Source organism: Paractinoplanes hotanensis, assembly GCF_023717965.1.
Lineage (GTDB): Bacteria > Actinomycetota > Actinomycetes > Mycobacteriales > Micromonosporaceae > Actinoplanes > Actinoplanes polyasparticus.
In genome coordinates this window covers 16,740-41,364 of sequence record NZ_JAMQOL010000082.1, presented here as the reverse complement: position 1 = coordinate 41,364, position 24,625 = coordinate 16,740, and the positions used below count along the sequence as shown (strand labels likewise).

The window sequence follows — 24,625 nt, the reverse complement described above, 5'->3', positions numbered from 1 at the left end:
GAGATGGCGGAGGAACTGCGCCGGGAACACCGATGGAACCAGGCGTGGGCATTGCTCCCGTACGGGCTGCTGGTTCTCTCGTACGGGATCTCGCTGTTCACCGGCGGGGCCGAGTGGCCGCAGCAACTCGTGACGCTGGCCGTGGCAGCCGGGTTCGCCGTCTGGCACTGGTGGTTCGTCCTGGCCCACCCGGACTGGTGGGAGCGCCGCCCGTGGGCCATGGCGGTCTACTTCGCGGGGGTGCTCGGCTGGACCTACCTGCTGCTGGAGCGGGACGAGGCGTTCCAGCTGTTCGTCCCGGCCTGTTACGTGCTCGCCTTCGTGGCCCTGCCGGGGTGGTACGCCTATCTGGGACTGCTCGCGGCGAACCTGCCGCTGCTGGTGGCGTCCGAGGCCGGGCTGACCTCGGTGCTGATCAACGTCGGGATCATCACGCCGCTGGCAGCGCTGTTCGGCACGATGATCCGGGTGATGGAACGGGAGGCGATCCGGCGGCGCGAGGTCAACAGCGAGCTGGTCGCCATGGCCGCCGAGAACACCCGGCTCAGCCGCCAGGCCGGCGTCGCCGAGGAACGGGCCCGGCTGGCCCGCGAGATCCATGACACGGTGGCTCAGGGGCTGACCGGCATCGTCACGCAGCTCGAGGCGCTGGGCGAGGTTCGGCCCGAGCAGGAACGGCGGCTCGACAACGCCCGTACGCTGGCCCGCACCAGCCTCGACGAGGTGCGCCGGTCGATCGACGCGCTGCGGCCGGGGCCGCTGCAGGACGCCCGGCTGGGTGACGCCGTACGGCTGGCCGTGGCGACCTGGAGCGGGCAGCAGGAGGTGCCCGCGAGTTTCACCGTGACCGGTACGCCCGTGCCGGCGCATTCGGAGGTCGAGGTGACCCTGCTCCGGGCGGCCCAGGAAGCGCTGGCCAACGTGGGCCGGCACGCGCGAGCCGGCCGGGCCGACGTCACGCTGTCCTACATGGAGGATGTCATCGTGCTGGACGTGCGGGACGACGGCACGGGTTTCGACGTGTCCCGGGCCGGTGGGTTCGGGCTGGTCGCGCTGCGCCAGCGGGTCGAGGCGCTCGCCGGGTCGGTCGCGATCGAGTCGTCGCCCGGGGCCGGGACGGCGGTCAGCGTGACCCTGCCGGCGATCGGGCCGGCGTGATGGCGGCGCTCCGGCTCGTGGTCGTCGACGACCACCCGGTCGTCCGGGACGGGTTGCGCGGCATGCTCGGCGCCCAGCCCGACTTCGCGATCGTGGGCGAGGCCGCGACCGGCTCCGAGGCGCTGACCGTGGTCGAGGCGGTGCGCCCGGACGTGGTGCTGACCGACCTGCGCCTGCCCGGGCCGAGCGGCGGCGCGCTGATCCGGCTGCTGCTCGAACGCGTGCCCACCGCCCGGGTGCTCGTGCTGACCACCCACGACACCGATTCCGACGTGCTGCCCGCGGTCGAGGCCGGCGCCATCGGCTATCTGCTCAAGGATGCGCCCCGCGAGGAGCTGTTCCGTGCAGTGCGGGCCGCCGCCAAGGGTGAGACCGTGCTGTCCCCCTCGGTCGCGGCGGTGCTGCTGGCCCGCGTACGCCCGAACCGGCCCGCACCCACCACCCGGCTCAGCGCCCGCGAACGCGAGATCCTGGCCCTGGTGGCCGAGGGCCGCACCAACCGCGAGACGGCGGCCGCCCTGTTCATCAGCGAGGCCACGGTCAAGACCCACCTGCTGCACATCTACGCCAAGCTCGAGGTGCCGGACAGGGCCTCCGCCGTCTCGGCCGCCCACCGCCGCGGCATTCTCTAGCCTTCGACGAGCTCCGACACCGTCACGGCCCGCAGGCCTTGCGCGGCCAGGGCCATCAGCAGCTCCTCAGTGGTGGCCGCCACGCCGCTGCGCCGCGCGGTGCCCTCGTGCAGCACGACGATCGACCCCGGGCGGATGGCGGCGAGCAGGTCGCCGGCGATCGCCTCGTCGCCCGGCCCTCCGGTGTGCGCGGCGACGAGGGTGCCGAGCACCGCGCGCAGGCCCAGCCCGGCCGCCGACCGCAGCATCCGCGGGGTGTAGAAGCCGGAGCCGGGCCGGAACCAGCGGACCGTGCCGTACCGCGTGAGCAGCTGGTTGACCTCGGCCAGATCGCGCCGGAACCGATCGCCGGGCACGAGCACGGACCGTTCGTCGCGCATCAGGTGGTTGGCGATCTCGTGCCCCTCGGCGACGATCCGCCCGACCAGTTCCCCGTGCGCCGCGACCCGTTCACCGATGAGGAAGAACGTCGCCCGGGCGCCGTGCCGGCGCAACACGTCCAGAAGCTGAGGGGTGGTGCCCGGGTGCGGCCCGTCGTCGAACGTCAGCGCGAACACGGGCTCGGCCGTCTCGGCGAACCAGAGCACGTCGCCGGGCAGCACCCGGGACAGGGCGCGGGCGACGGGTTCCCGCCGGCGCCGGAACCCGTCGGTGGCCATGCGTCATGGTAGGTCAGATCCGCGGCAGCAGCGTCCGGGCGACCTGCTTGGCGTCGGCCAGATTCCGGGTGTCGGAGGCGCGAGCAGACGTCGAGCTGCACGGCGCCGCAGAAGGACGTACAGGTGGTGGGGCGGCTCTCGAGGTGCTGAGCGGGCTCAGGCGGCTGCCCGGCGGTGCTGGGTGAGCCAGCGCATCACCTCGAGCGCGTGCGATGCCGGGTCGGGGATCGGGTGGAAGACGTGCTCGACCACGTCGTCGGCGACCACCAGGGTGAGCCGGTCGTAGAGGGTCATGTCGCCCGCGGCCAGCGTGGGCAGGCCGGCCGCCTCGGCCAGGGTCAGCCGCGGATCGGGGATCAGCGGGTAGGGCAGGCGCAGCCGGTGCACCAGTTCGCGCTGGTAGCCGGTCGACTGGGCGGACAGGCCGTAGACGCGGGCGGCGCCGGCGGCCAGGATCTCGGCGTGGTGGTCGCGCAACCAGATGGCCTGGTCGGTGCTGCCGCGGGCGCCGGCCACCTCGAGCAGGCCGCGTGGCAGGTCGACGCCGGGGCGGCCGGTGAGCGGATAGACGAACACGACCGTACGGCAGGCCGGGGCGGCGTCGGCCATGTGGTAGGTGTCCGGGCCGAAGAACACCGAGCCGGGCGCGTCGGTCGGGAACGCCGAATGCACGAACAGCTCCCCGTCGTACGAGGAGAAGCGCACCCGGCTCCGCCAGAGCTCACCACTGGTGTCGACCGCGCCGGTCGTGGGGAGCAGGTCGACGATCGGCCCGGGCAGCAGATCGGGGGCGAACGGCCGGCTCCAGCCGAACACGTCGCGCAGGGTGCGCGCGGTGGCGTTGCCGGGGCGGTGGTTGACCCGCTCATGAGTGGCCGGTGTGACAGTCGTGAAGCTGTAACCGCTTTCCTTCAGCGTTCTACCGAGCTGCAGCAGTGCGGCGTCGGCGTCGGTCAGTCCGGCCATGGCGGCAGCCGTGGTGGCCGTCGTCATGGGCCGCGCATTCCCCCGGATCGTCGGCCTATTCGTGCCACGACGTTCATCCCCGGCGGGCGATGCCGGGCCTGCTCTCGCCGTACGCAAGCCCGAGTTGGACGCGGCGGACGCGGGCGTCCATGCGTACGCCAAAGCGGCGGCACGACGTTCGCCTTCGGGGTGGCCGCGTCGGCGGACGCGAACGACAACGGCGAGCGACTGTTGCTGTCGCTCGCCGCTCTCGCGTACGCCGTCGTCACCGGGCTGACCCTCTATGCGTCCGGGCATGTCGAGCGGCGCGTCTCGCCCCGCATCGGCATGATCCTGGACCGGGTGGCCGGCATCCTGCTGACGTCGATCGCGGTGATCCTGCTGGCCAACGGGTTCACCGATCTTGTCCAGGCGGCCCGGTAGCTACCTCAGACCGCGAAGCCGCGGTGGCGGCGCACCAGCTTGCGCAGCATGAACACGGACTGGGCGATGGTGGCGATGTAGAGCAACGGCCAGCCGAGCGAGAGGATCGCCGACTGCACGCCCACGCTCTGCTGGGTCCAGGCGAAGATGGCCCCACCCATGACGGCGATCAGCACGACCAGCGGCATGACGTAGGCCGAGCCCTTGCCCTTCTCCGCGTTGGCCTGGGCGGCCCAGTTGTCCTGATCGGTCTTGGCCAGGAATTGCGCCCAGGCCGAGACGAAGTGCCCCATCCGGATGAACATGTAGAGCTCGGCCGGGACGAAGAGCGCGGCATAGAGGATGTCGGACGCGCTCTTGTCCTTCATGGACAGCGCGAGGCGCAGGTTGAGCAGCATCGCGATGGCCGGCGGGATGAGCCAGATCGGGTTGAACACGAAGGCGTCGATCGACAGCGCGGCCACCAGCAGCAGCAGGAAGCCCAGCCGCGAAATGATGTTGAACGCCATCGAGATGTTCTCGAACCACCGCAGCCGCAGGTTGGGGTGCAGCGGCTGGCCCTTGCTGTCACCGCGCTGGCCCGGCCAGAACAGGTCGATGGCGCCGAAGTTCCACTTCACCTGCTGGCCGTGCAGAGCCCGGAGGTTGGTCATCGGGCCCACGTACGCCCGGGCGGTCGCGCTGATCTTCGTGCTGAAGCCGGCGTCCTTGATCTGCAGCGACAGCTTGCTGTCCTCGACCTCGCTGTCGCGGACCCACGGCGCCTGCTGGTAGTGGCGGACCATCACCGTCTCGAGCGCCCGCATGTTGAACAGGCTGCACTGGCCGCCCAGCACGGCCATGTTGCGGCCGCGGAGCAGGTTGTCCATGTTGAACGCGGCGAACTGCGCCCGCTGCCCGGCTACCAGGAACCGCGCCATCAGGCCCTTGCGGTTCTTGTCGATGCTGTAGATGGCGCTGAGCCCGCCGATCCGCGGGTCGTCGGTCATCTCCAGCTCGAGCCGCTCCACGGTGTCGCGGGCGAGCGTCGTGTCGCCGTCGACGCCGAGGATGTAGTCGTAGCCGCGCGACAGGAAGTAGCCGTAGTTGAGCGCGCCGACCTTCTTGTCGGGGTTCACGCCCATGTCGTGGACGTGCACCGTGGTGACGAACTCCTCGCCCTTCACCGTACGGGTGTGCCGGCCCTCGAAACCGCGGGCGATCTCGGGGGTGTCGTCGTCGGTGTTGTTGATGACGACGTGGATGACGTCCGGCAGCCGGGTCTGGGCCAGCAGGCTCTTCAGCACGTCGGCGATCGTGTCCTGCTCGTTGTAGCAGGGGATGATGCAGCTGATCGTGGCGTTGCGGGGAGTCGCAGTGGTCGAGGCCGCCGCGATCTCGCCGGAGATGGTCTCGACAGCCTCGAGCTCGTGCAGCTGCGGCACGGCCGGGGGAAGCGCGAGCGGGCCGGCCTTGGCGCTGCGGGGCAGCAGGATCTGGCGGTCGGTGGCCCGGCGCAGGCCGGGGCTGGACTCGGTCATCGGGGGGCACCATTCGTGAGCAACGGCAGGGTCAGGGTGTCGAGCGCGGTGGAGCGGTAGTAGCTGCCCGACTTCGGCGCCGTCTCCACGAGCAGGTCCAGCCGGATCGTGAGCGTGAGCGTCGTTGCTCCCGTAGTCGCCGCCGGCAGCGCCACCACGGTGTTGTAGGGGTAGGGCGGGGTGACGTCGAACCTGCCGTTGTCGGTGGCGGCGGTGACCCGCTTCGTACCGTCGTCCTGGATCACCTGGAACGTGCTGATGGTGATGCGGTGGGTGTCATCGGCGTCCTCGACATGGGCCGCGACATTGATGGTCTTGAGCGTCTCGGCGCTGTAGAGCTTGGCGTTGTCCGAGGTCCAATAGGTCAGCTTCACCGAGAAGGTGCCCTGCTTGAGGCTGTGGGTGACCGTGCCGGTGTCCAGCGGCCCGCTGGCCCGGACGGGAAGCTTGACCGCCTGAGCGCTGGCGCCGGCGCTGGGGGTGGGGGAAGGCGACGCGCTGGGGCTGCTCTCGCCTATCAGCGGTTTGCTGCTGCTGGTGATCTGCTTGAGGCTGCTGCAGCCGGTCAGGCTGCCGCACAATACGGCGGCGGCCAGTCCGGCCGCCACGCTTCGGGGGAGGCGCACGGTGGGGGAACCCTTCGCTTCTTCGACCAGCGCGGCACGCCCGCGCTTGCTCGACTCCTCATCGGTCGAGGCGGGTCCGCGCTTGAAGGTTTCGTCCCGGGTTCTTTTCGGTAGCTCGCGGCGCTCGGAGACGACGGCGCCCGCCGGCGCCGTCATCGCCGGATCGGGCAGGTGGCGGGGTCAGTAAGTGCGGCCGGTCGAAGGTGCCGGAGGCTGGGCTTCGGAGCGGGGATGCCAGACGGTCAGGTCGTTCGAGCGGCGGGTGACCACGGCGTGCTCGAAGAACTGGATGGTGTCGGGGCCGGAGCCGATCGACTGCTCGGGATGAGTGGGGAACCCGACGCGTTCGTCGGGGTCGAAGCGAAAGCCGGTCGGGGGGACGAAGCGCACCAGGGCCAGGACGTCGGCGCGGACCGCGACCGCGTCGTGCTCGGGACTCCAGTAGATGTCGCCGCCCTCGAAGGCTTGCACTCGGCGTCGCTCCTCCGCCTTCTCCGAGCTTCCGGTCGGGAAGCCCAGCCAGCCTGCGGTGCCGCCCATCCGCTCGTAGAGGATGCCGATGCCGCCGTCGACCTTGTACGTGCCGTGGACGGACGTGTAGACAGTGGCGCCGCCGGGGCGGTCGAAGCCGATGCACGCGGCGACCAAGTCCTCGGGGTAGTCCCAGGCGCCCTCGAAACGCTGGAACTTGCCGTCGGTGCCGCGGGGTGAGCGACCGGCGCCCTGCGCCTTCCCGCGCGGGAAGCCGAGCCTGCCGCTGACTCCGCCGTGCGCGTCATGGTGTTCCCGCACCGGGGACATGATCTCGATGGCGCCGGTGGAATTGGTGTAGGCGATGCTGCCCTTCTCGAAGGGCTGGATCCAGCCGCTGTCCCCGGTGCCGCCCGAGCGGGTCGGGCCGGCCTCGACGCCGGGTCCCGTGGGAAAGCCGAACCGGTCGGGGCCGCCCCGCAAGTCATAGTGCTTTCCGATGCCACCCCGGGTGGCGAAGACGCCGTACTCGACCGTCGAGTAGACCGACGTCGCGCGGGAGTGCTTGTCGGGCTCGAGCCTCTGCCGCAGAGCCTTCGTCGCGACGCCTGTTCCGGTCACACCCTCGCTCTCGCCGATGGGGAATCCGAGCCGGCCTCCGGTTCCGCCCTCGTCCCGGTGGAAGCGGAGGAAGGGACCGAGCAGGGACACGGCGCCGGCGGAAGCGGACCAGAAGATGGCACCGTTCTCGTAAAGGCGGTAGAAGCCGGTGTTTCCCCGTGGCGAGGCTGCCGAGCGGCGAAGGCCGCCATGCTTGCCGCCAAGAACCGCGCGATGGTGACCGTGGAGTTCGGAAATCTCCTCGTCCGCCCTCGGCACGTCCCGCAGGACCTCGAGCTCTGCGCCGCCGGCGTCGACCAGTGCCTGGACCCGTCCCGGATGTACGTCGGCGAGCAGTTCGACGACGAGGCTGTCGTCGGAGGCGAGCAATACTCGGAGGACTGCGGCCGTTTTGTCCACCGCAGCCTCGGCCAAGACCCGGAAGGCGTTCCTGGCCGGCATTCCCAGGATCTTGTCGGCGGCGGCTCGCGGGGACGACCACTCGACGAAGCTCAGGTCGAGCGGCTCGGGGGCGACGTAGTTGTTGTTCTGGATGTTGCCGGTGCCGATCTGTACTCCGCTGCTCCCGTCGACCGAGGTCTCGATCCTTCGAGGTTCCGGGTCCACGGGTGCTCCTGACGACGTCGGGCGAACGGCGGCAGTCAGTATCACGGAGGGGCACCGAACCCGAAACCGGACAAACGGTCGGTGTCACAGGCCGGGGGTATGATGGCTGGCGCGGTGAACGCCGAGGGTTTGTCAGGTTAACTCAAGGTAAACTGACTGGCTTTACCGCCTATTGTCACCAGATTGTCGATCGAAGGAAAGAGGAAGGTTTTGTTTCGCCGATTCGGGCAATGCGGGTCGGCATGTCGGACCACCGGGAACGCGGGCGTGCAGTGACTGAAGCAGTGATGACCAGGTGTTTCTGGCAACCTCCGATGAGCAAGCAGGCGCCTAAGGTCGAGCTCAAAGTGGCGGTTTCGTCCGCCGATCTGCGTTCCCTCGGTGCTGATGTGAAATGCGGCATAACCCGCCGGATCTATTTTCTGGACACGGCCGACCTCGCCCTCCAGCAGCACGGGCTCATCGTGCGTCTGCGCAGCACCAAGGGGCGCCCGAGCGACGCTGTCGTGAAGCTGCGCCCGGTGCTGCCCAAGGCGCTGCCGGGGTGGCTGCGCAACGACAACGGGTTCGCGGTCGAGATCGACGCGTTGCCCGACAACTACGCCTGTTCGGGGACGCTCAAGCGCACCCTGGGGCGGCACGAGGTCGAGCGCACGGCCGCGGCCCGCAAGCCGCTCGCTCGGCTGCTCTCCGGTCGCCAGCGGCGCCTCCTCACGGCGTACGCCAATGTGCCTCTCGACAGCCTGCTGACGTTCGGCCCGGTCGAGGTGCGGCGCTGCCGGTTCGAGCTTGCGGCCTCCGACCATCCGCTGGTGGCCGAGGAGTGGACGTTCCCGGACGGGTCGTCGATCGCCGAGCTGTCCACCCGCTGCCCGTCGGCCAAGGCGGCCCAGGTGGCGGCCGAGACGTCGAGCGCTTTGCGGGCGCACGGCATCGTTCCGGACGACGAGCCCCAGGTGACCAAGACGGAGGCGACGCTCCGGTATTTCAGACCTCTATTCGCGAACCCATGATCACCGTGTGGTCGCGAGGCAGGCTGAAGTATTCGGCGGCGTCGGCCGTGATGTACGACGTGGCGATGAACAGGCGCTTGCGCCAGGGGGCCATGGTCGGCGACGGGCCGCGGCCGAGCTCGATCTTCGACAGGAAGTAGGACGCCTCGTCGACCGAGATCTGGCCCTCGGTCAGCTCGGCGTCGAGCATCTGGAGCAGGGCCGGCACGTCCGGCGTCTCCATGTAGCCGTAGCGCGCGGTCACGTGGGTGATGCCGTCGCCCGCGTGGCCCAGGTGGTCGACGAGGATCCGCTGATCGTCGGCGAGCCGGGGGACGGGCAGCGTGTCGATCGACAGGACGACCACGTGCTCGTGCCGGACGTGGTTGTGCTCGACGTTGGCCCGCAGCGCGAGCGGGGCGGTCTGCTTGCCGCGGTTCAGGAAGATCGCCGTGCCGGGCACCCGGCTCAGCGGCGGTTCGCGGTTCTGGATGTCGTCGACGAACTCGCTCAGCGAGCCCTCGGCGCGGTCACGCTCCGCGGTCACGATCGCGCGGCCACGCTGCCACGTGGTCATGACGGTGAACGCGGTGAGACCGATCAGCAGCGGCAGCCACGCTCCGTGCACGAGTTTGGTGAGGTTGGCGCTGACGAAGAGCAAATCGATGGCGAGCAGCAGACCGCCACCGACGACCACCACCCACAGCGGCGTCTTCCAGCGCACCCGGGCCAGGTAGAAGAAGAGCAGCGTGGTGATGGTGATCGTGGCGACGACGGCCATGCCGTAGGCGTAGGCCAGGGCGGCCGAGCTGCGGAAGGCGAAGACCAGCACCAGTACGGACACCATGAGCAGCCAGTTGATCCACGGGACGTAGATCTGGCCGATCGCCGACTCCGAGGTGTGCACGACGCGCAACCGCGGAAGGTAACCGAGCTGACCGGCCTGGGACGCCACCGAGTAGGCGCCGGTGATGACGGCCTGGGCCGCGATCACGGTGGCCACGGTGGCCAGGATCACCAGGGGCAGCCGCGCCCAATCCGGCACGAGCAGGAAGAACGGGCTGGTGAGCTTGCTCGGGTCGTCGAGCAGCAGCGCGCCCTGGCCGAGATAGTTGAGCGTGCTGGCCGGCAGCACGAGGCTGAGCCAGCCGATCACGATGGCCTTCCGGCCGAAGTGCCCCATGTCGGCGTAGATCGCCTCGGCGCCGGTGACGGAGAGGACGATCGCGGCCAGCGCGAAGAACGCGATGTGGAAATGCCCGGCGAGAAAACCGACGGCGAACGTCGGGGACAGCGCCTCGAGGATGCGGGGTTCTTGCACGATCCCCCAGACGCCGGCCGCGCCGATGGCCGTGAACCAGGTGATCATCACCGGGCCGAAGAGCTTGCCCACCGCGGCCGTGCCGTGCCGCTGGAACGCGAACAGAACCACGATGATCACGGCCGTCAGCGGCACGACGACGCTCTCGAGGCCGGGCCGGACGGTTTCGAGGCCCTCGACCGCCGACAGCACCGAGATGGCCGGGGTGATCATGCTGTCGCCGAAGAACAACGAGGCGCCGAAGATGCCGAGGGCGGCCAGGAACACCGCGCTGCGCCGGCGGTTGGACGACCCCCACCGGCGTAGCAGCGTGATCAGGGCCATGATGCCGCCCTCACCGTCGTTGTTGACCCGCATCACCAGAGTGATGTAAGTCAGCGTCACGATGATCATGACCGACCAGAAGATCGTCGAGATGACGCCGAGGATGTTGCCGTCGCTGATCGGCACGGGGTGCGGGTCGGCCGGGTTGAAGATGGTCTGGACCGTGTAGATCGGGCTCGTGCCGATGTCGCCGAACACCACGCCGAGCGCGCCGACCACCACGGCGGCCTTCAGCGTCGAGTGGCCGTGATGGGGCGCTTCGAGGCTCACGGGCTCATTCTGCGCGCCGGTGCCCGCTTCAGGTGGCGTGTCGGCAGGTGTCGCCCGCCACGGGCCGGACGGGTTCAGCGTCACGGACCGTACGGATTCAGCCCGCGGCCGCGCGTGCTTCGGTCACTTCCCGCCCCCGCTCGGAGGCCGGGAAACGATCGAGCATGGCGCGCAACTCGGCCGCCGGGACGTTGGCGCCGAACGCCTCGGTGCCGGGCTCCAGCCGTACGCCCTGGGACAGCGACCCGGCAATCACCGGATCGAAGCCCAGCCCGTCAACGAGCGCCGCGACAGCGGCGACGTCGGCCTCGCCGTCCCCCGCCACCGCGATCGCCTTGCGACCGGGCGCGCCCGCCGGCAGCGCGCCCTCCTCGAGGTCGTGGTAGCCCATGTGGTTGAAGGCCTTCACGATCCGCGAATCGGGCAGGAACGCCTGGACGATCTCGCTCGACGACGTGCGGGGGTCGGTGAGGTCGTCGCGGATGCCGTCGACCTCCCACCAGTAGTTCATGGCGTCGACGACGAGCTTGCCGCGCAGCGCGTCGACCGGGAGGCTCTGGTGCTTGCCCAGCGGCAGCGCGAGCACCACGATGTCGGCCCGGGCGGCCGCGTCCCGGGCCGTGGTGGGCTCGGCCCCGGGCGCCAGCACCCCGATGATCAACTTGATCTTCGAGACGTCGCCCGACCCGGCGATGAGCACCTGGTGCCCGGCTGCCACCGCCAGCCGGGCCAGGACGGTGCCGACCTTGCCGGCGCCGAGGATGCCGATCGTCGCCATGGCTCAGGCCGCCAGCAGATCGCGGGTCATCGGGAGCACCTTGCTGCCGAACAGCTCGACGGCGCGCAGGCGGGCGCTCGCGGGCGTCGACCCGGCCACGTAGATCAGGTCGAAGCGGCCGACGCCGAGGGTCTTGATCGCCTTGGCCATCTTGCGGGCCACGGTCTCGGGCGAGCCGATGTAGAGCGAGCCGTGCTCGACCTCGTGGTCGAACTCCTGCTTGCGCAGCGGGGGCCAGCCGCGCAGCTTGCCGATCCGGTCACGCATGACCTTGTAACGCGGGTAGAACACTTCCTTGGCCTCCTCGTCGGTGTCCGCGACGAACCCCGGCGAGTGCATGCCGACCGGGTGGGCCACGGTGCCGAGCTGGTCGGCGGCACGGCGATAGAGATCGACGTACGGGGCGAAGCGGTCGGGGGAGCCGCCGATGATCGCGAGCATCAGGGGCAGACCGTACCGCGCCGTGCGGACCACCGACTGCGGGGATCCACCGACGCCCACCCAGGTGGAGAGGTGACCCGAGTCGGTCTTGGGGAAGACGTCGGCGTCGGTCAGCGCCGCGCGGGTCGTGCCGCTCCAGGTGACCGGCTTCTCCTTGAGCAGCTCGGCGAACAGCTCGATCTTCTCCTCGAAGAGCACGTCGTAGTCGGCCATGTCGTAGCCGAACAGCGGGAACGACTCGGTGAACGAGCCGCGGCCCAGGATGACCTCGGCGCGGCCGTTGGACAGGCCGTCGAGAGTAGCGAAGCGCTGGAACACGCGTACGGGATCGTCGGAGCTCAGCACCGTCACGCCGGAAGCGAGCCGGATGTTTTTCGTGCGGCCGGCGATGCCGGCGAGCACGGTCTCGGGGGAGGAGATCGCGTACTCGGGGCGGTGGTGCTCGCCGAGCGCGATGACGTCGACGCCCAGCTCGTCGGCGAGGACAGCCTCGTCGACGACCTGGCGGATCGCCGCGCCGTACGAGAGCAGATTGCCGTTGTCGTCCTCCGGCACGTCGCCGAACGTGTCGAGGCCGAAGGTGATGTCACTCATGCGATCCTCCAAGCTGATTGACGTGTCAATTATGCCCGCTACGATTGACACGTCAACTACAGGAGGTGTGGCCGTGGCCACTCGGCGCTTCCCGACCCGCGAGGAACTACGGGTCTGGCGTGATTTCATCGAGACCGGCGAGCTGGTCAGGTCAGCCATGGCCGCCCGGCTGCAGAGGGAAGGACTCTCGCCGGGCGACTACACGGTGCTCCTCGCGCTCAGCGAGGCGCCCGGCGAGCGGCTGCGCTCGTCCGAGCTGGCGACCGCCGTCGGCTGGGAACGCAGCCGCCTCTCCCACCACCTCGGCCGCATGGAGAAGCGGGGCCTGATCCGCCGCGAGGAGTGCCTGACCGACAACCGCGGCGCCGAGGCCGTGCTGGCCCCGGCCGGCCGGGCGATCTTTCAGCAGGTCAACCGGCCCCACCTGCGCGACATCCGGGAGATCTTCGTGGACGCGCTGACCCCGGCCCAGCTGGAAGCGACGGGCGAGATCATGGCCGCCCTGCGGGAGCACCTCGCGCGGGAGTAGAAAGGTGGTCATGGCTCGTATCGCGGTGACCGGTGGCAGCGGCAAACTCGGCCGCGCCGTAGTGCAGGACCTGCTCGACCACGGCCGGCAGGTCGTCAACCTCGACTCGGCGCCGTCCGCCGACGTGCGGGTCGACCTCGCCGACTTCGGCCAGGTGGTCGGCGCGCTGACCGCGGTCGACGACCGCTACGACGGCATCGACGCCGTCGTGCACCTGGCCGCCATCCCGGCGCCCGGGCTGCGGCCCAACGCCGCGATCTTCCACAACAACGTGCCCGCCACCTACAACGTCTTCGAGGCAGCCCGGGTGGCCGGCATCAAGACGGTCGTCTGGGCGTCCAGCGAGACCGTGCTCGGCCTGCCGTTCGCGAGCACCCCGCCGCCGTACCTGCCGGCCGACGAGAACTACGAGGCCCGCCCCAACTCGGCGTACTCGCTGGGCAAGCACCTCGAGGAGCAGATGGCGGCCCAGTTCTGCCGCTGGGATCCCGAGCTGACGATGATCGGCCTGCGCTTCTCCAACGTCATGGAGCCGCACGACTACGCGGCCTTCCCCGGCTACGACGCCGACCCCCACCTGCGAAGCTGGAACGCCTGGGGCTACATCGACGCCCGCGACGGCGCCCAGGCAGTGCGTAAGGCGCTGGCCTACCCCGAACCCGGCGTCGAGATCTTCGTGATCGCCAACGCCGACACGGTGATGAGCCGCCCCAGCGCCGCCCTGGCCGCCGAGGTCTTCCCCGACCTGCCGATCACGAAGGAACTGGGGGAACACGAGACCCTGCTCTCCATCGACAAGGCCCGCCGCCTGCTCGGCTACGAACCCGAGTTCAGCTGGCGCACCGAAGTCTGAGGGAGGGAAGCGGTGGCGCGCCGGCGATGAGCGCCGCGGTGTGGATCACGACTGCTGCTCGCACCGAAGCCCTGCCTTGTTAGGCTGCGTCGCGAAGGTCATGAGCGCCAGCGTCAAGCCCCGGCTCGCTGGCCGGCAACCCTTGCGTTCGCGATGGGGTGCCCCGGGTGAAGACCTGGCCTGCGCCCGACCGGGCGTGGGCAAGCGCGAGCTTCTCCGGAGGCAGAGCCATGTCCGATCTCCTCGACATCGTCGGCGCCGACCTGACCGTCCCGCTGCCCGGCGGCGACATCCGCTTCGCCCACCTCGACTACGCGGCGTCCGCGCCGGCCGTGCGGACCGCCGCCGACGCCGTACGCGACCTGCTCCCGTACTACGGCAGCGTCCACCGCGGCGCCGGCCTGCGCTCGCAGCGCTCGACCTTCGAGTACGAGCGGGCCCGCGAGACCGTGGCCGAGTTCGTGGGCGCCCGCGACGGGGACGCCGTGATCTTCACCCGCAACACCACCGACGCGCTGAACCTGCTGGCCCGGGCGCTGCCCGCGGGCACCACGACCGTCGTCTTCGACGGTGAGCACCACGCCAACCTGTTGCCCTGGCCCTCTCCCGTGCGCCTGCCGGCTCCGGCCACCCCCGACGAGGCGGTCGAGGCGGTGCGGGTCGCGCTTTCCTCCGTACGGGGCCCCGCTCTGCTCGCGGTGACCGGCGCCAGCAACGTGACGGGTGAGATCTGGCCCGTCCGCCGCCTGGCCGACATCGCCCACGCGTACGGGGCCCGGGTGCTCGTCGACGCGGCCCAGCTCGCGCCGCACGTGCCGGTCGACCTGGACGACCTGGGCGCCGACTACCTGGCCTTCTCGGGTCACAAGCTGTACGCCCCGTTCGGCGCCGGTGTGCTGGCCGGCCGCGGCGACTGGCTCGACGCCGCCGAGCCGTACCTGCGCGGCGGCGGGGCCAGCGCGTCCGTCGGCGACGCGTCCGGCGATGTCGTCTGGGCCACCGGCCCGGCCCGGCACGAGGGCGGCACCCCCAACCTGGTCGGCGCGATCTCGCTCGCCGCCGTCTGTGAGGCACTGCTGCGGGCCGACCGCGTGGCCCTCCTCGAACACGAGCAGAGCCTGCTGGCGGGCCTCGGCGGCGGCGTCTCTCTCTTCGGCGGCCGGGCGCCCCGCGTCGGCATCGTCTCGTTCGCGGTGCCCGACCCGGCCGGGGTGGCCGACCGGCTGGCCCGGGACTACGGCATCGGCGTACGGGCCGGCCTGTTCTGCGCCCACCCGCTGGTCCGCCGCCTGGGCGGCGACGGCACCTGCGACAGCGGCGGCCTGCTGCGCGCCAGCTGGGGCCTGGGCAGCACGCACGACGACCTCGACCGCCTGGCCACCGCGCTGATCGAGCTGGGCGTGTACCCCTGACCACTCTCGCGTCCTTCCGACGGCCCGCGGCCTTCGACGACAGCGACGGCACCGGTGGCAGCTACCCCGACGCGGCGGTCGTGGCGCTGCACGGCGGCGGCATCGAGCCCGGCACGTCCGAGCTGTTCCTGGCCATCGCCGGTTACCACCCGGCCGGCGGCGCTACTGGCGGGCCGGTTCACGACTACTGGATGTTCGAGGGCATCCGGTCGTCGGGCAACGCTGCGCTGCACATCACGTCGGCGAGCTGCGACGACCTTCGTCGACGCCACCCGGTCGGCGCTGTCGGATGAATCTGCGTCCCGGGGGTTAGCCTGACCCGGTGAGAATTGTGGTGGTCGGCGGCAGCGGGCACATCGGCACGTTCCTGGTTCCCCGGCTGGTGCGAGCCGGCCATGAGGTGGTCAACGTCAGCCGGGGGCAGCGGTCGCACTACGTCGACGACCCGGCCTGGTCGCAGGTGCGGCCCGTGACGGCCGACCGCGACGACCCGGCGTTCCCGGAAACCGTGTCGGGGCTCCAGCCCGACGTCGTGGTCGACCTGATCTGCTTCACCCTGGAATCGGCGACCGCACTGGTCGAACGGCTGCGCGGGCAGACCGGGCACCTGCTGCACTGCGGCTCGATCTGGCGCGCCGGGCCCAGCCTGAAGCTGCCCGTCACCGAGGAGAACGGCCCGCCGCCCCTCGGCGAGTACGGCATCGCGAAGGACGCCATCGCCCGGATGCTCAAGGAGGAGACCAGATCCGGCGGGCTGGTCACCACCTCGGTGCACCCCGGGCACATCGTCGGCCCGGGCTGGCATCCGATCGGCCCGCTCGGCAACGTCGACCCCGCGGTGTGGCGCACGTTGTCGGCCGGGGACCCGCTCGACGTCCCCGGAATCGGCACCGAATTCATGCACCACGTCCACGCCGACGACGTGGCCCAGATCTTCGAGGCCGCCATCGACCGGCGCGAGGCCGCCGCGGGTGAGGACTTCAGCGCCGTCGCCCCGTCCGCCCTCAACGTCCGCGGGTACGCCCGGATCGCCGCCTCGTGGTTCGGCCAGGAGGCCCGGCTCCGCCCGGTGACCTGGGTCGATTTCCGCCGTACGGCCGGCGACGAGGCGGCCGAGACCAGCTGGGAACACCTCGTCCGCGACCACTACTTCAGCATCGACAAGGCCCGTGCCCTGCTCGGCTACGCCCCCGCGTACGAGCCGGAACAGGCGATCCTCGAAGCCGTCCGCTGGCTCATCGACCACGATCAGCTGGACGTCGCCACCCCGCTCACGGTCTGACGCCGACGTGCACGGCTACAGGCTGGCCGTGCCCCGGCACCACGGTGTCGAAGTCGTGCACCAGCCCGAGCTTCTCCATGACCCGGGCCGACCGCGTGTTCTCCACGTGCCGGATGCTGATGACGCGATCGAGGCCGACCTCCTCGAATCCGAACCGCAATGCCTCCGCGGCCGCCTCGGTGGCATACCCGTGGCCCCAGAACGGCCGCCCCAGCCGCCACCCGATCTCGACCGCCGGTAGAACCTCGGGCAGGAACGCCGGAACCGCGAGCCCCGCCCACCCGATCAGCTCGCCCCGCCGCTCGACAGCGAAGAGGCCGAAGCCCCGTTCCGTCCAGTCGCGTCGCATCTTCCGCAGCCCTTCGGCGCTTTGCTCCCGATCCCGCACCGACCCGTCGAGGATGTAGCGCATCACTTCCGGATCCGCGTTGATGGCGGCGAGCCCGTCCAGGTCGTCGTCCCGCCACCCGCGCAGCACCAGCCGCTCGGTCTCCACAGTTCGCATGAAGCCATCCTGCCGGTGTCCGCGCGTGCGTCGCCGGTGGCTCGGCCGTAGGGTCGCCGGTATGTCTGTAGCCGTGGCTGCGCCTCATCCAGCCGCGATCGAGGCTGCGCGCGCGGTTGTCGCGGACGGGGGCAACGCGTTCGATGCGGCGCTGGCCGCGGCGGGGGCGCTGGCCGTCGTCTATCCGCATCAGTGTTCGGTGGGTGGCGATCTGGTGGCCATGGTGCGGCCGGCCGGGTCGGCCGTGCGGGCTGTGCTGTCGATCGGCGCGGCGGCCCGCGACGCGCGGGTGGAGAGCATGCCGTTGCGCGGGCCGCAGACGGTGACCGTGCCGGGAGCGGTCGCGGGCTGGGCCGCGGTGCAGTCGCTGGGCGCCCGGCTCCCGCTCGGCGCGTTGCTCGCCCCGGCCATCGGGTTCGCGGCCGGCGGCGTCGAGAAGAGCAAGGGATTGCGTACGGCGATCAGCCAGGGCCTCGACGTCATCCGGGCCGACCCCGGCCTGGCCGCGGTGCTGCTCGGGCCCACGTTCGTGCAGCCGGCGCTGGCCGAGACCCTGGCCGGGATCGCCCGGGACTGGCGGTCCTTCTATGCCGGTCCGCTCAACCGCAGGCTGGTCGCCGGGCTGCGATCGCTGGGCAGCGCGCTGTCGGAAGCTGACTTCGCCGCGCACGCGGCCGAGGTGGGGGCGCCGCTGAGCCGTACGGTCGGGGACGTGGTGTGGCATGCCGCGCCGCCGCCGGTGCAGGGCGCCACGTTCCTCGCGGTCGTCGGCTCGCGGTCACTGGTGGCCGACAGCCGTCGCGCGCAGGCCGCTCGCAACGCGCTGCTCGGCGACCCCCGCGGCGGGCCGGTCTCGATCGACGGGCTTCTCCTGCGTACGCGGGAAGCCTTCGACCCTCAGCCCGAGCCCCCGAGACCCACCGGCGACACGGTGGCCGTCACCGCCGCCGACGACGAGGGCAACGCTGTGACGATCATCCAGAGCGTCTTCGAGAGCTTCGGCGCGGGCCTGCTCGAGCCGTCGACCGGGGTGGTGCTGCACAACCGTGGCACGTCCTTCAGCCTCGACCCGGCCCATCCCGCGCACTTCGCCGGCGGCCTGCGCCCGCCGCACACCCTGTGCCCGACGATCGCGCTGACCCCGGACGGCGTGGTCGCGCTGGGCTGCCAGGGTGGCCGGGCCCAGCCCTGGATCCTGGCCCAGCTGGCCCCCGACGTGCTCACCGCGGACGCCGCCGAACTGGTCAGCCGCCCACGATGGATCGTCCGCGGCGACGACCTGATCGTGGAGCCCGGCTTGCCCCCGCTCGACCCGGCCGGCCTCACGGTAACGACCACCGCGGGCCCGCACGACGACGCGGGCCACGTGCAGCTGGCCCGGCTGCGCTCCGGAACCCTCGACGCGGGCAGCGACCCGCGCGCCGACGGCCTCGCCGCCGTGCTGACCATTTAGCATCGCCGGCATGACGCGCACGACACCGCCGCGACCGCTGGACATCACGGCCGTCTTTCCCGAGCTGCGTGAGTTCTCGGCGACGGCCACCCGGCTGCATCCCCGGCCCGGCATGCCGTCGGTCGCGGACAGCTCCGTCGGCGGCCCGCTGTTGTGGCCCGCGGACGAGGCGTGGCCCGTCTGCACCGACGGGGAGTCCCACGCCGTCGACAGCTTGCAGACACCGGCAATGGTCCGCCGCAGCCGGCAGATCTTCGCGGCGGCCAGCGCCCGCGAGTTCTACCACCTGACCGACGAGGAGCAGGCCGAACTGCCGGACTTCGACCACTCCGAGCCGGTCGCGACGGTGCGGCAGCCGATCCCGCTCGTGCCCGTAGCTCAGCTGTATCGGCGTGACATTCCCGATTTCGCCGGCCCCGGCGACAGCGACCTGCTTCAGGTGCTGTGGTGCCCGCTCGACCACCCCGGCGAGGGCTACAACCCACGGGTGCGGCTCTACTGGCGGCGCAGCGCAGGCGTCGGCCCGCGGCTGGAGGCCGCGCCGGAACCGCCGGTGGTTGAGGAGCCCTACCTGCCGAACCGCTGCGTCGTTCACCCGGAACAGATTCGCGAGTACGAGTACGCCGCGAAGCTGCCCGAGCACCTCGCCACGCGGATCGCCGCCTGGGAGGAGGACGGCGACCACGAGGACGTCATCGACTACTCCGTCGACCTGTCGCTGGCACCCGGCTGGAAGGTCGGTGGCTTCGCGAACTGGTCGCTGACCGACCCGCTGCCGAACGACTGCGCCGAGTGCGGCACGGCGATGACGCTGCTGCTGACCGCGGACTCGTCCGAATGGGAGGGCGCGGGCAGCAGCTGGCAACCCGTGGAGGACGCCGTTCCCGAGCCCACCGAGGTGGTCATCGGGCGCGGCTACGCCCTTTACATCTTCCGCTGCCCGGCCTCGTTCGACCACCCGCCCTCCACGGCGATGCAGTGATCCCGCACGGTCAAGCTGAGCCCTTCGGGGCGAGGCACTCCGCCGAGGGCGTGTGAACCGGGAGGCGTGCCGGCGCCGTGTAGGTTGCGGAGTCGGAGCTCGATGGGATGGCGGTTGATCGATGGATGACATGACCAGCATCGATGCGCCTGCGGTGCGGGCGATGGGCGTGGCGGTGACCGAGATCGGCGACGAGATCGCCGGGGCGGCCGCGCTGATTCCCGGGTGGGAGTACGCGGGGCAGGGCGCTGTCGAGGGCGCCGAGGTGTGTGAGAACTCGATGGCCCACGCGGCCCGTTTCTGGCAGATCACGGTCGAGGGGCTGGCCGGGCTGGTCCGCGACTACGGCGGTGAGCTGCGCGCGGCGGCCGGCGACTTCGTGGCCACCGATCAGGGGGCCGCCGACCGCGTCCAGGTCGCCGGAAAGCCGGGATGACGCCATGACGATCACGCTGCGGGGGCTGCTCGACGCTGACACCGGGCGGCTCGAGACGGTGGCCCGGCACTGGGACCGGTTGGCCCGTACGCTCGACGCCGCCGTGGAAGATCTCGGCCGGGACACCCGCGAGCTGCCGAACCACTGGCCGGCCGGGCCCAGCTCGCAGGCCGCGCAGGACAGGGCGGCCGAGCTGCGCGTGCAGGTCGGCAACGGGCAGACGCACTGCGCCGCCATCGCCTGGATCATTCGTGACTTCGCGCTCGACCTGGGGCAGGGGCGGCGCCGGCTGCTGGAGCTGGTCGAAGAGGCGCGGGCGGCCGGGTTGCGGGTCGACCTGGAAGCGGGCCTGATCACCGCGCCGATCGCGGTCGCCACCGGGGCGGGGGCCGTCGACGCGTACGCCCAGCAGATCGGCGAAGTCCTGGCGGCGGTCAACGACCTTGATCGGAAGGCGGCCGCGGCCCTCGGCGAGCACACGTTCCGTGCGGACGTCCTGCCCGACGCCGAGCAGTCGCGGTTCGACGACGTCTCGATCCTCGCGCTGGCCAACTGGATCGACACGAGCCAGGCCGACTACTGGAAGGGCCTGCACTCCCTGCACCAGGAGCGGGCGATCGCCGAGTTCCCCACGATCATCGGGGCCGCGCGGGGCCTGCCGCCGAGCGACCGCGACACCGCCAACCGCCTCCTGCTGCGCCAGGCCAAGGACGACCTGCTGGCCACCCGCGCCCGTCAGGAGGAGCAGCACGACGGCGCCATGAACCGGGCTCAGCTCGACCTCGACCGGCGGCTGGCTGCCATCACCGACCTGGAACGCCGGTCCGAGGGCCGGCACCTGCTGGCGTACGAACCGGGCTCGGAACTCGGGGCGCAACTCGCCCAGCGGTGAAAACCGGGTCGCGCGGGGCCGGGGGAATTTCCGGGCGGATAGCATCGTCAAGGTTCTGATGGGCTTTTCCGTACCAGAAGGAGATCACCGTGTCCGCAACCCGTACCCCCGCTGTGGCCGACCCTCTCGTCGTCCCGGCCGGGACTACGGCCGCCGATGCGGTGGCCGCAGCCGGCCTGCCGACGACCGGCCCCAAGGCGATCGTCGTCGTCCGCGACGCCGGTGGCCGCCTGCGTGACCTCGACTGGCGGCCCGAGCTCGACACCGACGCCACGCCGGTCGCGATCGACGAGCCCGACGGACTCAACGTGCTGCGCCACTCGGCCGCGCACGTGCTGGCCCAGGCCGTGCAGGACATCTTCCCCGAGGCCAGGCTGGGCATCGGCCCGCCCATCGACAACGGCTTCTACTACGACTTCGACGTGCCGAAGCCGTTCCAGCCGGAAGACCTGACGAAGCTCGAGAAGCGGATGCAGGAGATCGTCAAGGCCGGGCAGGCGTTCCGCCGTCGCGAGTACAAGTCGCTCGACGAGGCCAAGGTCGAGCTGGCCGCCGAGCCGTACAAGCTCGAGCTGGTCGACATCAAGGGCGACGTCGACGACGCCGAGCTGAGCACGGTCGGCGCCGGCGAGCTGACCCACTACGACAACCTCGACAAGGAGGGCAAGCGCGTCTGGGGCGACCTGTGCCGCGGCCCTCACCTGCCGACCACCCGCTTCATCCCCGCGTTCAAGCTGATGCGCTCGGCCGCCGCCTACTGGCGCGGCTCCGAGAAGAACCCGCAGCTCCAGCGCATCTACGGCACCGCCTGGCCGTCGCGCGACGAGCTCAAGGCGTACCTGAACCGCCTGGCCGAGGCCGAGCGCCGCGACCACCGCAAGCTCGGCACCGAGCTCGACCTGTTCTCGTTCCCCGACGAGATCGGCTCCGGGCTGGTCGTCTTCCACCCCAAGGGCGGCATCATCAAGCGCGAGATGGAGGACTACGTCCGCGCCCGCCACATCGAGGAGGGCTTCCAGTACGTCAGCTCGCCGCACATCACCAAGGAGGGGCTGTTCCACACCTCCGGGCACCTGCCGTACTACAAGGACACGATGTTCCCCCCGATGCAGCTGGAGGGGGCCGACTACTACCTCAAGGCCATGAACTGCCCGATGCACAACTTGATCTTCAAGTCGCGCGGGCGGTCCTACCGTGAGCTGCCGCTGCGCTTCTTCGAGTTCGGCACGGTCTACCGCTACGAGAAGAGCGGCGTGGTCCACGGCCTCACCCGGGTCCGCGGCCTCACCCAGGACGACTCCCACTCGTACGTGACTGCCGAGCAGGCCCCGGGCGAGATCAAGCACCTGCTGAACTTCGTGCTCTCCCTGCTGCGCGACTTCGGTCTCGACGACTACTACCTCGAGCTGTCGACCCGCGACCCCAAGAGCGACAAGTTCATCGGCACCGACGAGCAGTGGGCCGTCGCCACCAAGGTCCTCGAGGACGTGGCCGTCGAATCCGGCCTCGAGCTCGTCCTCGACCCGGGCGGCGCCGCCTTCTACGGCCCGAAGATCAGCGTCCAGGCCAAGGACGCGATCGGCCGCACCTGGCAGATGTCGACCATCCAGTACGACTTCAACCAGCCCGCCCGCTTCGGCCTGGAATTCCAGGCAGCCGACGGCACCCGGCAAGAGCCCGTAATGATCCACTCGGCGAAGTTCGGCTCGATCGAGCGCTTCTTCGGCGTGCTCGTGGAGCACTACGCCGGCGCCTTCCCGGCCTGGCTGGCCCCCGTCCAGGTCGTGGGCATCCCGATCCGGGACGACCACGTGGGCTATCTGGCCGAGTTCGTGGCCAAGCTGCGGGCCGCCGGCATCCGCGCCGAGGTCGACTACTCGGACGACCGCATGCAGAAGAAGATCCGAACCGCGCAGCAGCAGAAGATCCCGTTCATGGCCATCGCCGGCGACGACGACGTGGCCGCCGGAACGGTCTCCTTCCGCTACCGCGACGGCTCGCAGCGCAACGGCGTCCCGGTCGACGAGGCTGTGGCCCACGTGGCCGAGATCGTCCGCTCCCGCACCAACGTCGGGCCTTCCGCGGCGTAGCCGCTTTCCTACGCTCGGACAGCGGAGGTCTGAGCGGACGGGGCCGCCTGCCCGGCGGGCGGTCCCTGTTCGGCCCGCGAGATGCGCAGCCACACCACGAAGCCCCAGATCACGAACACGGCGTAGACGCCGTACAGAATGGCCGACGGGTAGTAGCGGAAGTGCAGCAACTCGGGGACGCCGACCAGGTCGACGGCTATCCAGCAGAGCCAGAACTCGACCCAGCCCCGGGCCAGGGCGTACGTGGCCAGCATGGACCCGACGAAGATCCACGAGTCGGCCAGGTAGTACCACCAGGGGACGGGGAAACCAGCGCCGACCGCCCGGAACACGTAGAAGCAGAGGACCACGGCGAACACGGCCAGGCTGCCGTAGACCACGCGCTGGCGGGCCGTGGCCCAGTGCGGCTGGACCGCCACGCCGGCCGAAGCGCGGTTCCGGTTCCACCGCCACCAGCCGTACACGCTGGCGATGACGAAGAAGACCTGCCGCGCGGCCTGCCCGAACAGGGGCGTGCCCTGGTCGTTGCCGATGGCCTGGCCCGCGAAGACGGTGAACAGCAGCACGTTGCCGACGATGCCGACCGGCCACGCCCAGACGTTGCGGCGCATGCCGAACAACGCCGAGCCCAGCCCGAAGGCGTTGCCCACGATCTCGCGGTAGTAGATCGCCTGGTCCGCCGTCACCTGCCACTTGGCGTGGTAGAACGCGGAGAGTAGTTGGTCGAGCCAGTCCACGACTTATCGTAGGGCGCGGCCGGCGGGGCATAGTGGTTCCCGTGACCGAACCCACCTGCCCGATCGAGACCCGCCTCTATGAGAGCGGCCGGCCGATCGCCAAGGATTTCCCGTACGACCAGGTGGCCCCGCTGCTCGACGAGCACCCGGACGCGGTGCTCTGGCTCGACCTGTTCCACCCCACCCCGGACGACCTGACCCTGGTGGCCCGGGAGTTCCGGCTGCACCCGCTGGCCGTCGAGGACGCCACGGTCGACCACGAGCGGCCCAAGCTCGACCGCTACCCCCACCACGTCTTCCTCAACGTGTACGCGGTCGACATCGCCACCGAGGACTCCCGTACGAGGTTCGGCAAGACCGAGATCAGCGTCTTCGTGACGACCCGGGCGCTGATCACGGTCCGCAAGTCGCCCAGTGACACGAGCAAGTTCGTCACCCGGTGGGAGGCCGACGCCGAGCTCGACGGCGGCGGCGTCGGCTGGTTGCTCTACGGCCTGCTCGACGTGGTGGTCGACGGGCAGTACGGGGCCGCCCAGCAGCTGGACGCGGCGATGGACCTGGTCGAGGACAACCTTCTCGAGGAGGGCGGAGCGCCGCGAACGGTCCGTCTGCGGGGCATCGAGCAGCGGAAGTTGCTGGCCGCCCTGCGCCGGGCCGTGGCGCCCATGCCCGAGCTGGTCGGCCAGGCCATGCGCTCCGACCTGGGCCTGGTCGACGCCAAGCTGCGCCCGTACTACCGGGATGTGGAGGACCACGCGACCCACACCGTCGACGAGGTCGAGCATCTGCGGGACCGGATCGACGCGCTGCTGCAGGCCGACACGGCCGAGCAGGGCAACGCGCTCAACGACACCACCCGCAAGCTGGCCGCGTGGGCCGCCATCATCGCCGTGCCGACCGCGATCACCGGGTATTTCGGGCAGAACCTGCCGTACCCGGGCTTCGAGAAGTTCTGGGGCTTCGTGGTGAGCACGGTGTCCATCGTGGCCATCTCGATCCTGCTGTACTTCTATCTGAAGCGCCGCGACTGGCTGTGATCCGCGGGCACCCGG

Annotated in this window: 25 protein-coding genes and 1 riboswitch; of the genes, 15 read left to right on the top strand and 10 right to left on the bottom strand. The window is 70.7% G+C overall.

Going from position 1 to position 24,625, the window contains the following annotated elements:
- Window positions 1-3 precede the first annotated feature (3 nt).
- Together LXN57_RS45125 and LXN57_RS45120 are read left to right on the top strand one after the other, a co-directional pair.
- Complete coding sequence (locus LXN57_RS45125) at window positions 4-1,158, top strand: sensor histidine kinase (protein ID WP_251804492.1); 1,155 nt, start codon at window positions 4-6, stop codon at window positions 1,156-1,158.
- Window positions 1,158-1,790, top strand: coding sequence for a response regulator (locus tag LXN57_RS45120; protein ID WP_251804478.1), 633 nt, complete (start codon window positions 1,158-1,160; stop codon window positions 1,788-1,790). Before LXN57_RS45125 ends, LXN57_RS45120 begins: the two co-directional genes overlap by 1 nt.
- Here the strand turns inward: LXN57_RS45120 and LXN57_RS45115 are convergent.
- A complete protein-coding gene (locus LXN57_RS45115) occupies window positions 1,787-2,449 on the bottom strand; it encodes a polysaccharide deacetylase family protein (protein WP_251804477.1) in 663 nt (220 codons plus the stop codon). The genes LXN57_RS45120 and LXN57_RS45115 overlap by 4 nt on opposite strands.
- A gap of 156 nt (window positions 2,450-2,605) precedes the next feature.
- The gene (locus LXN57_RS45110; RefSeq protein WP_251804476.1) at window positions 2,606-3,442 is read right to left on the bottom strand and encodes a thioredoxin domain-containing protein; all 837 of its coding nucleotides are present in this window, start codon (window positions 3,440-3,442) and stop codon (window positions 2,606-2,608) included.
- 162 nt (window positions 3,443-3,604) lie between these two features.
- Between LXN57_RS45110 and LXN57_RS45105 the strand changes: the two genes are divergently transcribed.
- Complete coding sequence (locus tag LXN57_RS45105) at window positions 3,605-3,838, top strand: hypothetical protein (protein WP_251804475.1); 234 nt, start codon at window positions 3,605-3,607, stop codon at window positions 3,836-3,838.
- A 5-nt stretch (window positions 3,839-3,843) separates the two neighbouring features.
- On the opposite strand, the gene LXN57_RS45100 is transcribed toward LXN57_RS45105, so the two are convergent.
- The 3 genes from LXN57_RS45100 to LXN57_RS45090 are packed head-to-tail and all read right to left on the bottom strand — an operon-like array spanning window position 3,844 to window position 7,682.
- Complete coding sequence (locus LXN57_RS45100) at window positions 3,844-5,358, bottom strand: glycosyltransferase family 2 protein (protein WP_251804474.1); 1,515 nt, start codon at window positions 5,356-5,358, stop codon at window positions 3,844-3,846.
- Complete coding sequence (locus LXN57_RS45095) at window positions 5,355-6,140, bottom strand: hypothetical protein (RefSeq protein ID WP_251804473.1); 786 nt, start codon at window positions 6,138-6,140, stop codon at window positions 5,355-5,357. Before LXN57_RS45095 ends, LXN57_RS45100 begins: the two co-directional genes overlap by 4 nt.
- A gap of 24 nt (window positions 6,141-6,164) precedes the next feature.
- Window positions 6,165-7,682 (bottom strand): LGFP repeat-containing protein, encoded by a 1,518-nt coding sequence (locus tag LXN57_RS45090; protein ID WP_251804472.1) that lies wholly within the window; start codon window positions 7,680-7,682, stop codon window positions 6,165-6,167.
- Between the two features lie 347 nt (window positions 7,683-8,029).
- On the opposite strand from LXN57_RS45090, the gene LXN57_RS45085 reads away from it, so the two are divergent.
- Entirely contained in the window at window positions 8,030-8,695 is a 666-nt protein-coding gene (locus LXN57_RS45085) for a hypothetical protein (RefSeq protein ID WP_251804471.1), read from the top strand.
- Here LXN57_RS45085 and LXN57_RS45080 read toward each other — a convergent pair.
- The 3 genes from LXN57_RS45080 to LXN57_RS45070 all read right to left on the bottom strand — a co-directional run bounded on the left by LXN57_RS45080 (window position 8,670) and on the right by LXN57_RS45070 (window position 12,402).
- Window positions 8,670-10,589, bottom strand: coding sequence for a potassium transporter Kup (locus tag LXN57_RS45080; protein WP_251804470.1), 1,920 nt, complete (start codon window positions 10,587-10,589; stop codon window positions 8,670-8,672). The genes LXN57_RS45085 and LXN57_RS45080 overlap by 26 nt on opposite strands.
- Before the next feature lie 97 nt (window positions 10,590-10,686).
- Window positions 10,687-11,367 (bottom strand): NADPH-dependent F420 reductase, encoded by a 681-nt coding sequence (locus LXN57_RS45075; RefSeq protein WP_251804469.1) that lies wholly within the window; start codon window positions 11,365-11,367, stop codon window positions 10,687-10,689.
- Between the two features lie 3 nt (window positions 11,368-11,370).
- Window positions 11,371-12,402 (bottom strand): LLM class flavin-dependent oxidoreductase, encoded by a 1,032-nt coding sequence (locus LXN57_RS45070; protein WP_251804468.1) that lies wholly within the window; start codon window positions 12,400-12,402, stop codon window positions 11,371-11,373.
- A gap of 73 nt (window positions 12,403-12,475) precedes the next feature.
- Here LXN57_RS45070 and LXN57_RS45065 point away from each other — a divergent pair, with 73 nt between their 5' ends.
- The 5 genes from LXN57_RS45065 (at window position 12,476) to LXN57_RS45045 (ending at window position 16,478) form a co-directional block, all read left to right on the top strand.
- The gene (locus tag LXN57_RS45065) at window positions 12,476-12,931 is read left to right on the top strand and encodes a MarR family winged helix-turn-helix transcriptional regulator (RefSeq protein WP_251804467.1); all 456 of its coding nucleotides are present in this window, start codon (window positions 12,476-12,478) and stop codon (window positions 12,929-12,931) included.
- 10 nt (window positions 12,932-12,941) lie between these two features.
- Window positions 12,942-13,784, top strand: a complete 843-nt coding sequence (locus tag LXN57_RS45060) for an NAD-dependent epimerase/dehydratase family protein (RefSeq protein WP_251804466.1) — start codon at window positions 12,942-12,944, stop codon at window positions 13,782-13,784.
- Window positions 13,785-13,880: 96 nt separating this feature from the next.
- Window positions 13,881-13,997, top strand: a riboswitch (SAM riboswitch).
- Window positions 13,998-14,014: 17 nt separating this feature from the next.
- Window positions 14,015-15,196 carry an aminotransferase class V-fold PLP-dependent enzyme gene (locus LXN57_RS45055; RefSeq protein ID WP_251804465.1) on the top strand — a complete coding sequence of 394 codons (1,182 nt, stop codon included), beginning with the start codon at window positions 14,015-14,017 and terminating at the stop codon, window positions 15,194-15,196.
- A gap of 80 nt (window positions 15,197-15,276) precedes the next feature.
- Window positions 15,277-15,489, top strand: coding sequence for a poly-gamma-glutamate hydrolase family protein (locus LXN57_RS45050; RefSeq protein ID WP_251804464.1), 213 nt, complete (start codon window positions 15,277-15,279; stop codon window positions 15,487-15,489).
- 29 nt (window positions 15,490-15,518) lie between these two features.
- Complete coding sequence (locus LXN57_RS45045) at window positions 15,519-16,478, top strand: NAD-dependent epimerase/dehydratase family protein (RefSeq protein WP_251804463.1); 960 nt, start codon at window positions 15,519-15,521, stop codon at window positions 16,476-16,478.
- Here LXN57_RS45045 and LXN57_RS45040 read toward each other — a convergent pair.
- A complete protein-coding gene (locus LXN57_RS45040) occupies window positions 16,468-16,983 on the bottom strand; it encodes a GNAT family N-acetyltransferase (RefSeq protein ID WP_251804462.1) in 516 nt (171 codons plus the stop codon). The genes LXN57_RS45045 and LXN57_RS45040 overlap by 11 nt on opposite strands.
- 61 nt (window positions 16,984-17,044) lie before the next feature.
- Between LXN57_RS45040 and LXN57_RS45035 the strand changes: the two genes are divergently transcribed.
- The 5 genes from LXN57_RS45035 to thrS all read left to right on the top strand — a co-directional run bounded on the left by LXN57_RS45035 (window position 17,045) and on the right by thrS (window position 22,836).
- A complete protein-coding gene (locus LXN57_RS45035; RefSeq protein WP_251804461.1) occupies window positions 17,045-18,436 on the top strand; it encodes a gamma-glutamyltransferase in 1,392 nt (463 codons plus the stop codon).
- 10 nt (window positions 18,437-18,446) lie between these two features.
- The gene (locus LXN57_RS45030; protein WP_251804460.1) at window positions 18,447-19,418 is read left to right on the top strand and encodes a hypothetical protein; all 972 of its coding nucleotides are present in this window, start codon (window positions 18,447-18,449) and stop codon (window positions 19,416-19,418) included.
- A 130-nt stretch (window positions 19,419-19,548) separates the two neighbouring features.
- Window positions 19,549-19,854, top strand: a complete 306-nt coding sequence (locus tag LXN57_RS45025; protein ID WP_251804459.1) for a hypothetical protein — start codon at window positions 19,549-19,551, stop codon at window positions 19,852-19,854.
- 4 nt (window positions 19,855-19,858) lie between these two features.
- A complete protein-coding gene (locus LXN57_RS45020; protein WP_251804458.1) occupies window positions 19,859-20,746 on the top strand; it encodes a hypothetical protein in 888 nt (295 codons plus the stop codon).
- Between the two features lie 89 nt (window positions 20,747-20,835).
- Window positions 20,836-22,836, top strand: a complete 2,001-nt coding sequence (gene thrS, locus LXN57_RS45015; RefSeq protein ID WP_251804457.1) for a threonine--tRNA ligase — start codon at window positions 20,836-20,838, stop codon at window positions 22,834-22,836.
- An 8-nt stretch (window positions 22,837-22,844) separates the two neighbouring features.
- On the opposite strand, the gene LXN57_RS45010 is transcribed toward thrS, so the two are convergent.
- Entirely contained in the window at window positions 22,845-23,573 is a 729-nt protein-coding gene (locus LXN57_RS45010; RefSeq protein ID WP_251804456.1) for a nicotinamide mononucleotide transporter family protein, read from the bottom strand.
- Window positions 23,574-23,614: 41 nt separating this feature from the next.
- On the opposite strand from LXN57_RS45010, the gene LXN57_RS45005 reads away from it, so the two are divergent.
- Complete coding sequence (locus LXN57_RS45005) at window positions 23,615-24,610, top strand: magnesium transporter CorA family protein (RefSeq protein ID WP_285904758.1); 996 nt, start codon at window positions 23,615-23,617, stop codon at window positions 24,608-24,610.
- Window positions 24,611-24,625: the final 15 nt, after the last annotated feature.

What these genes read in the sequence shown, in the direction of transcription:
- LXN57_RS45125 (WP_251804492.1), top strand. Translation starts at nt 4, where the DNA reads ATGGCGGAGGAACTGCGCCGGGAACACCGATGGAACCAGGCGTGGGCA.
- LXN57_RS45120 (WP_251804478.1), top strand. Translation starts at nt 1,158, where the DNA reads ATGGCGGCGCTCCGGCTCGTGGTCGTCGACGACCACCCGGTCGTCCGG.
- LXN57_RS45115 (WP_251804477.1), bottom strand. Translation starts at nt 2,449, where the DNA reads ATGGCCACCGACGGGTTCCGGCGCCGGCGGGAACCCGTCGCCCGCGCC.
- LXN57_RS45110 (WP_251804476.1), bottom strand. Translation starts at nt 3,442, where the DNA reads ATGACGACGGCCACCACGGCTGCCGCCATGGCCGGACTGACCGACGCC.
- LXN57_RS45100 (WP_251804474.1), bottom strand. Translation starts at nt 5,358, where the DNA reads ATGACCGAGTCCAGCCCCGGCCTGCGCCGGGCCACCGACCGCCAGATC.
- LXN57_RS45095 (WP_251804473.1), bottom strand. Translation starts at nt 6,140, where the DNA reads ATGACGGCGCCGGCGGGCGCCGTCGTCTCCGAGCGCCGCGAGCTACCG.
- LXN57_RS45075 (WP_251804469.1), bottom strand. Translation starts at nt 11,367, where the DNA reads ATGGCGACGATCGGCATCCTCGGCGCCGGCAAGGTCGGCACCGTCCTG.
- LXN57_RS45070 (WP_251804468.1), bottom strand. Translation starts at nt 12,402, where the DNA reads ATGAGTGACATCACCTTCGGCCTCGACACGTTCGGCGACGTGCCGGAG.
- LXN57_RS45060 (WP_251804466.1), top strand. Translation starts at nt 12,942, where the DNA reads ATGGCTCGTATCGCGGTGACCGGTGGCAGCGGCAAACTCGGCCGCGCC.
- LXN57_RS45055 (WP_251804465.1), top strand. Translation starts at nt 14,015, where the DNA reads ATGTCCGATCTCCTCGACATCGTCGGCGCCGACCTGACCGTCCCGCTG.
- LXN57_RS45040 (WP_251804462.1), bottom strand. Translation starts at nt 16,983, where the DNA reads ATGCGAACTGTGGAGACCGAGCGGCTGGTGCTGCGCGGGTGGCGGGAC.
- LXN57_RS45035 (WP_251804461.1), top strand. Translation starts at nt 17,045, where the DNA reads ATGTCTGTAGCCGTGGCTGCGCCTCATCCAGCCGCGATCGAGGCTGCG.
- LXN57_RS45030 (WP_251804460.1), top strand. Translation starts at nt 18,447, where the DNA reads ATGACGCGCACGACACCGCCGCGACCGCTGGACATCACGGCCGTCTTT.
- LXN57_RS45025 (WP_251804459.1), top strand. Translation starts at nt 19,549, where the DNA reads ATGACCAGCATCGATGCGCCTGCGGTGCGGGCGATGGGCGTGGCGGTG.
- LXN57_RS45020 (WP_251804458.1), top strand. Translation starts at nt 19,859, where the DNA reads ATGACGATCACGCTGCGGGGGCTGCTCGACGCTGACACCGGGCGGCTC.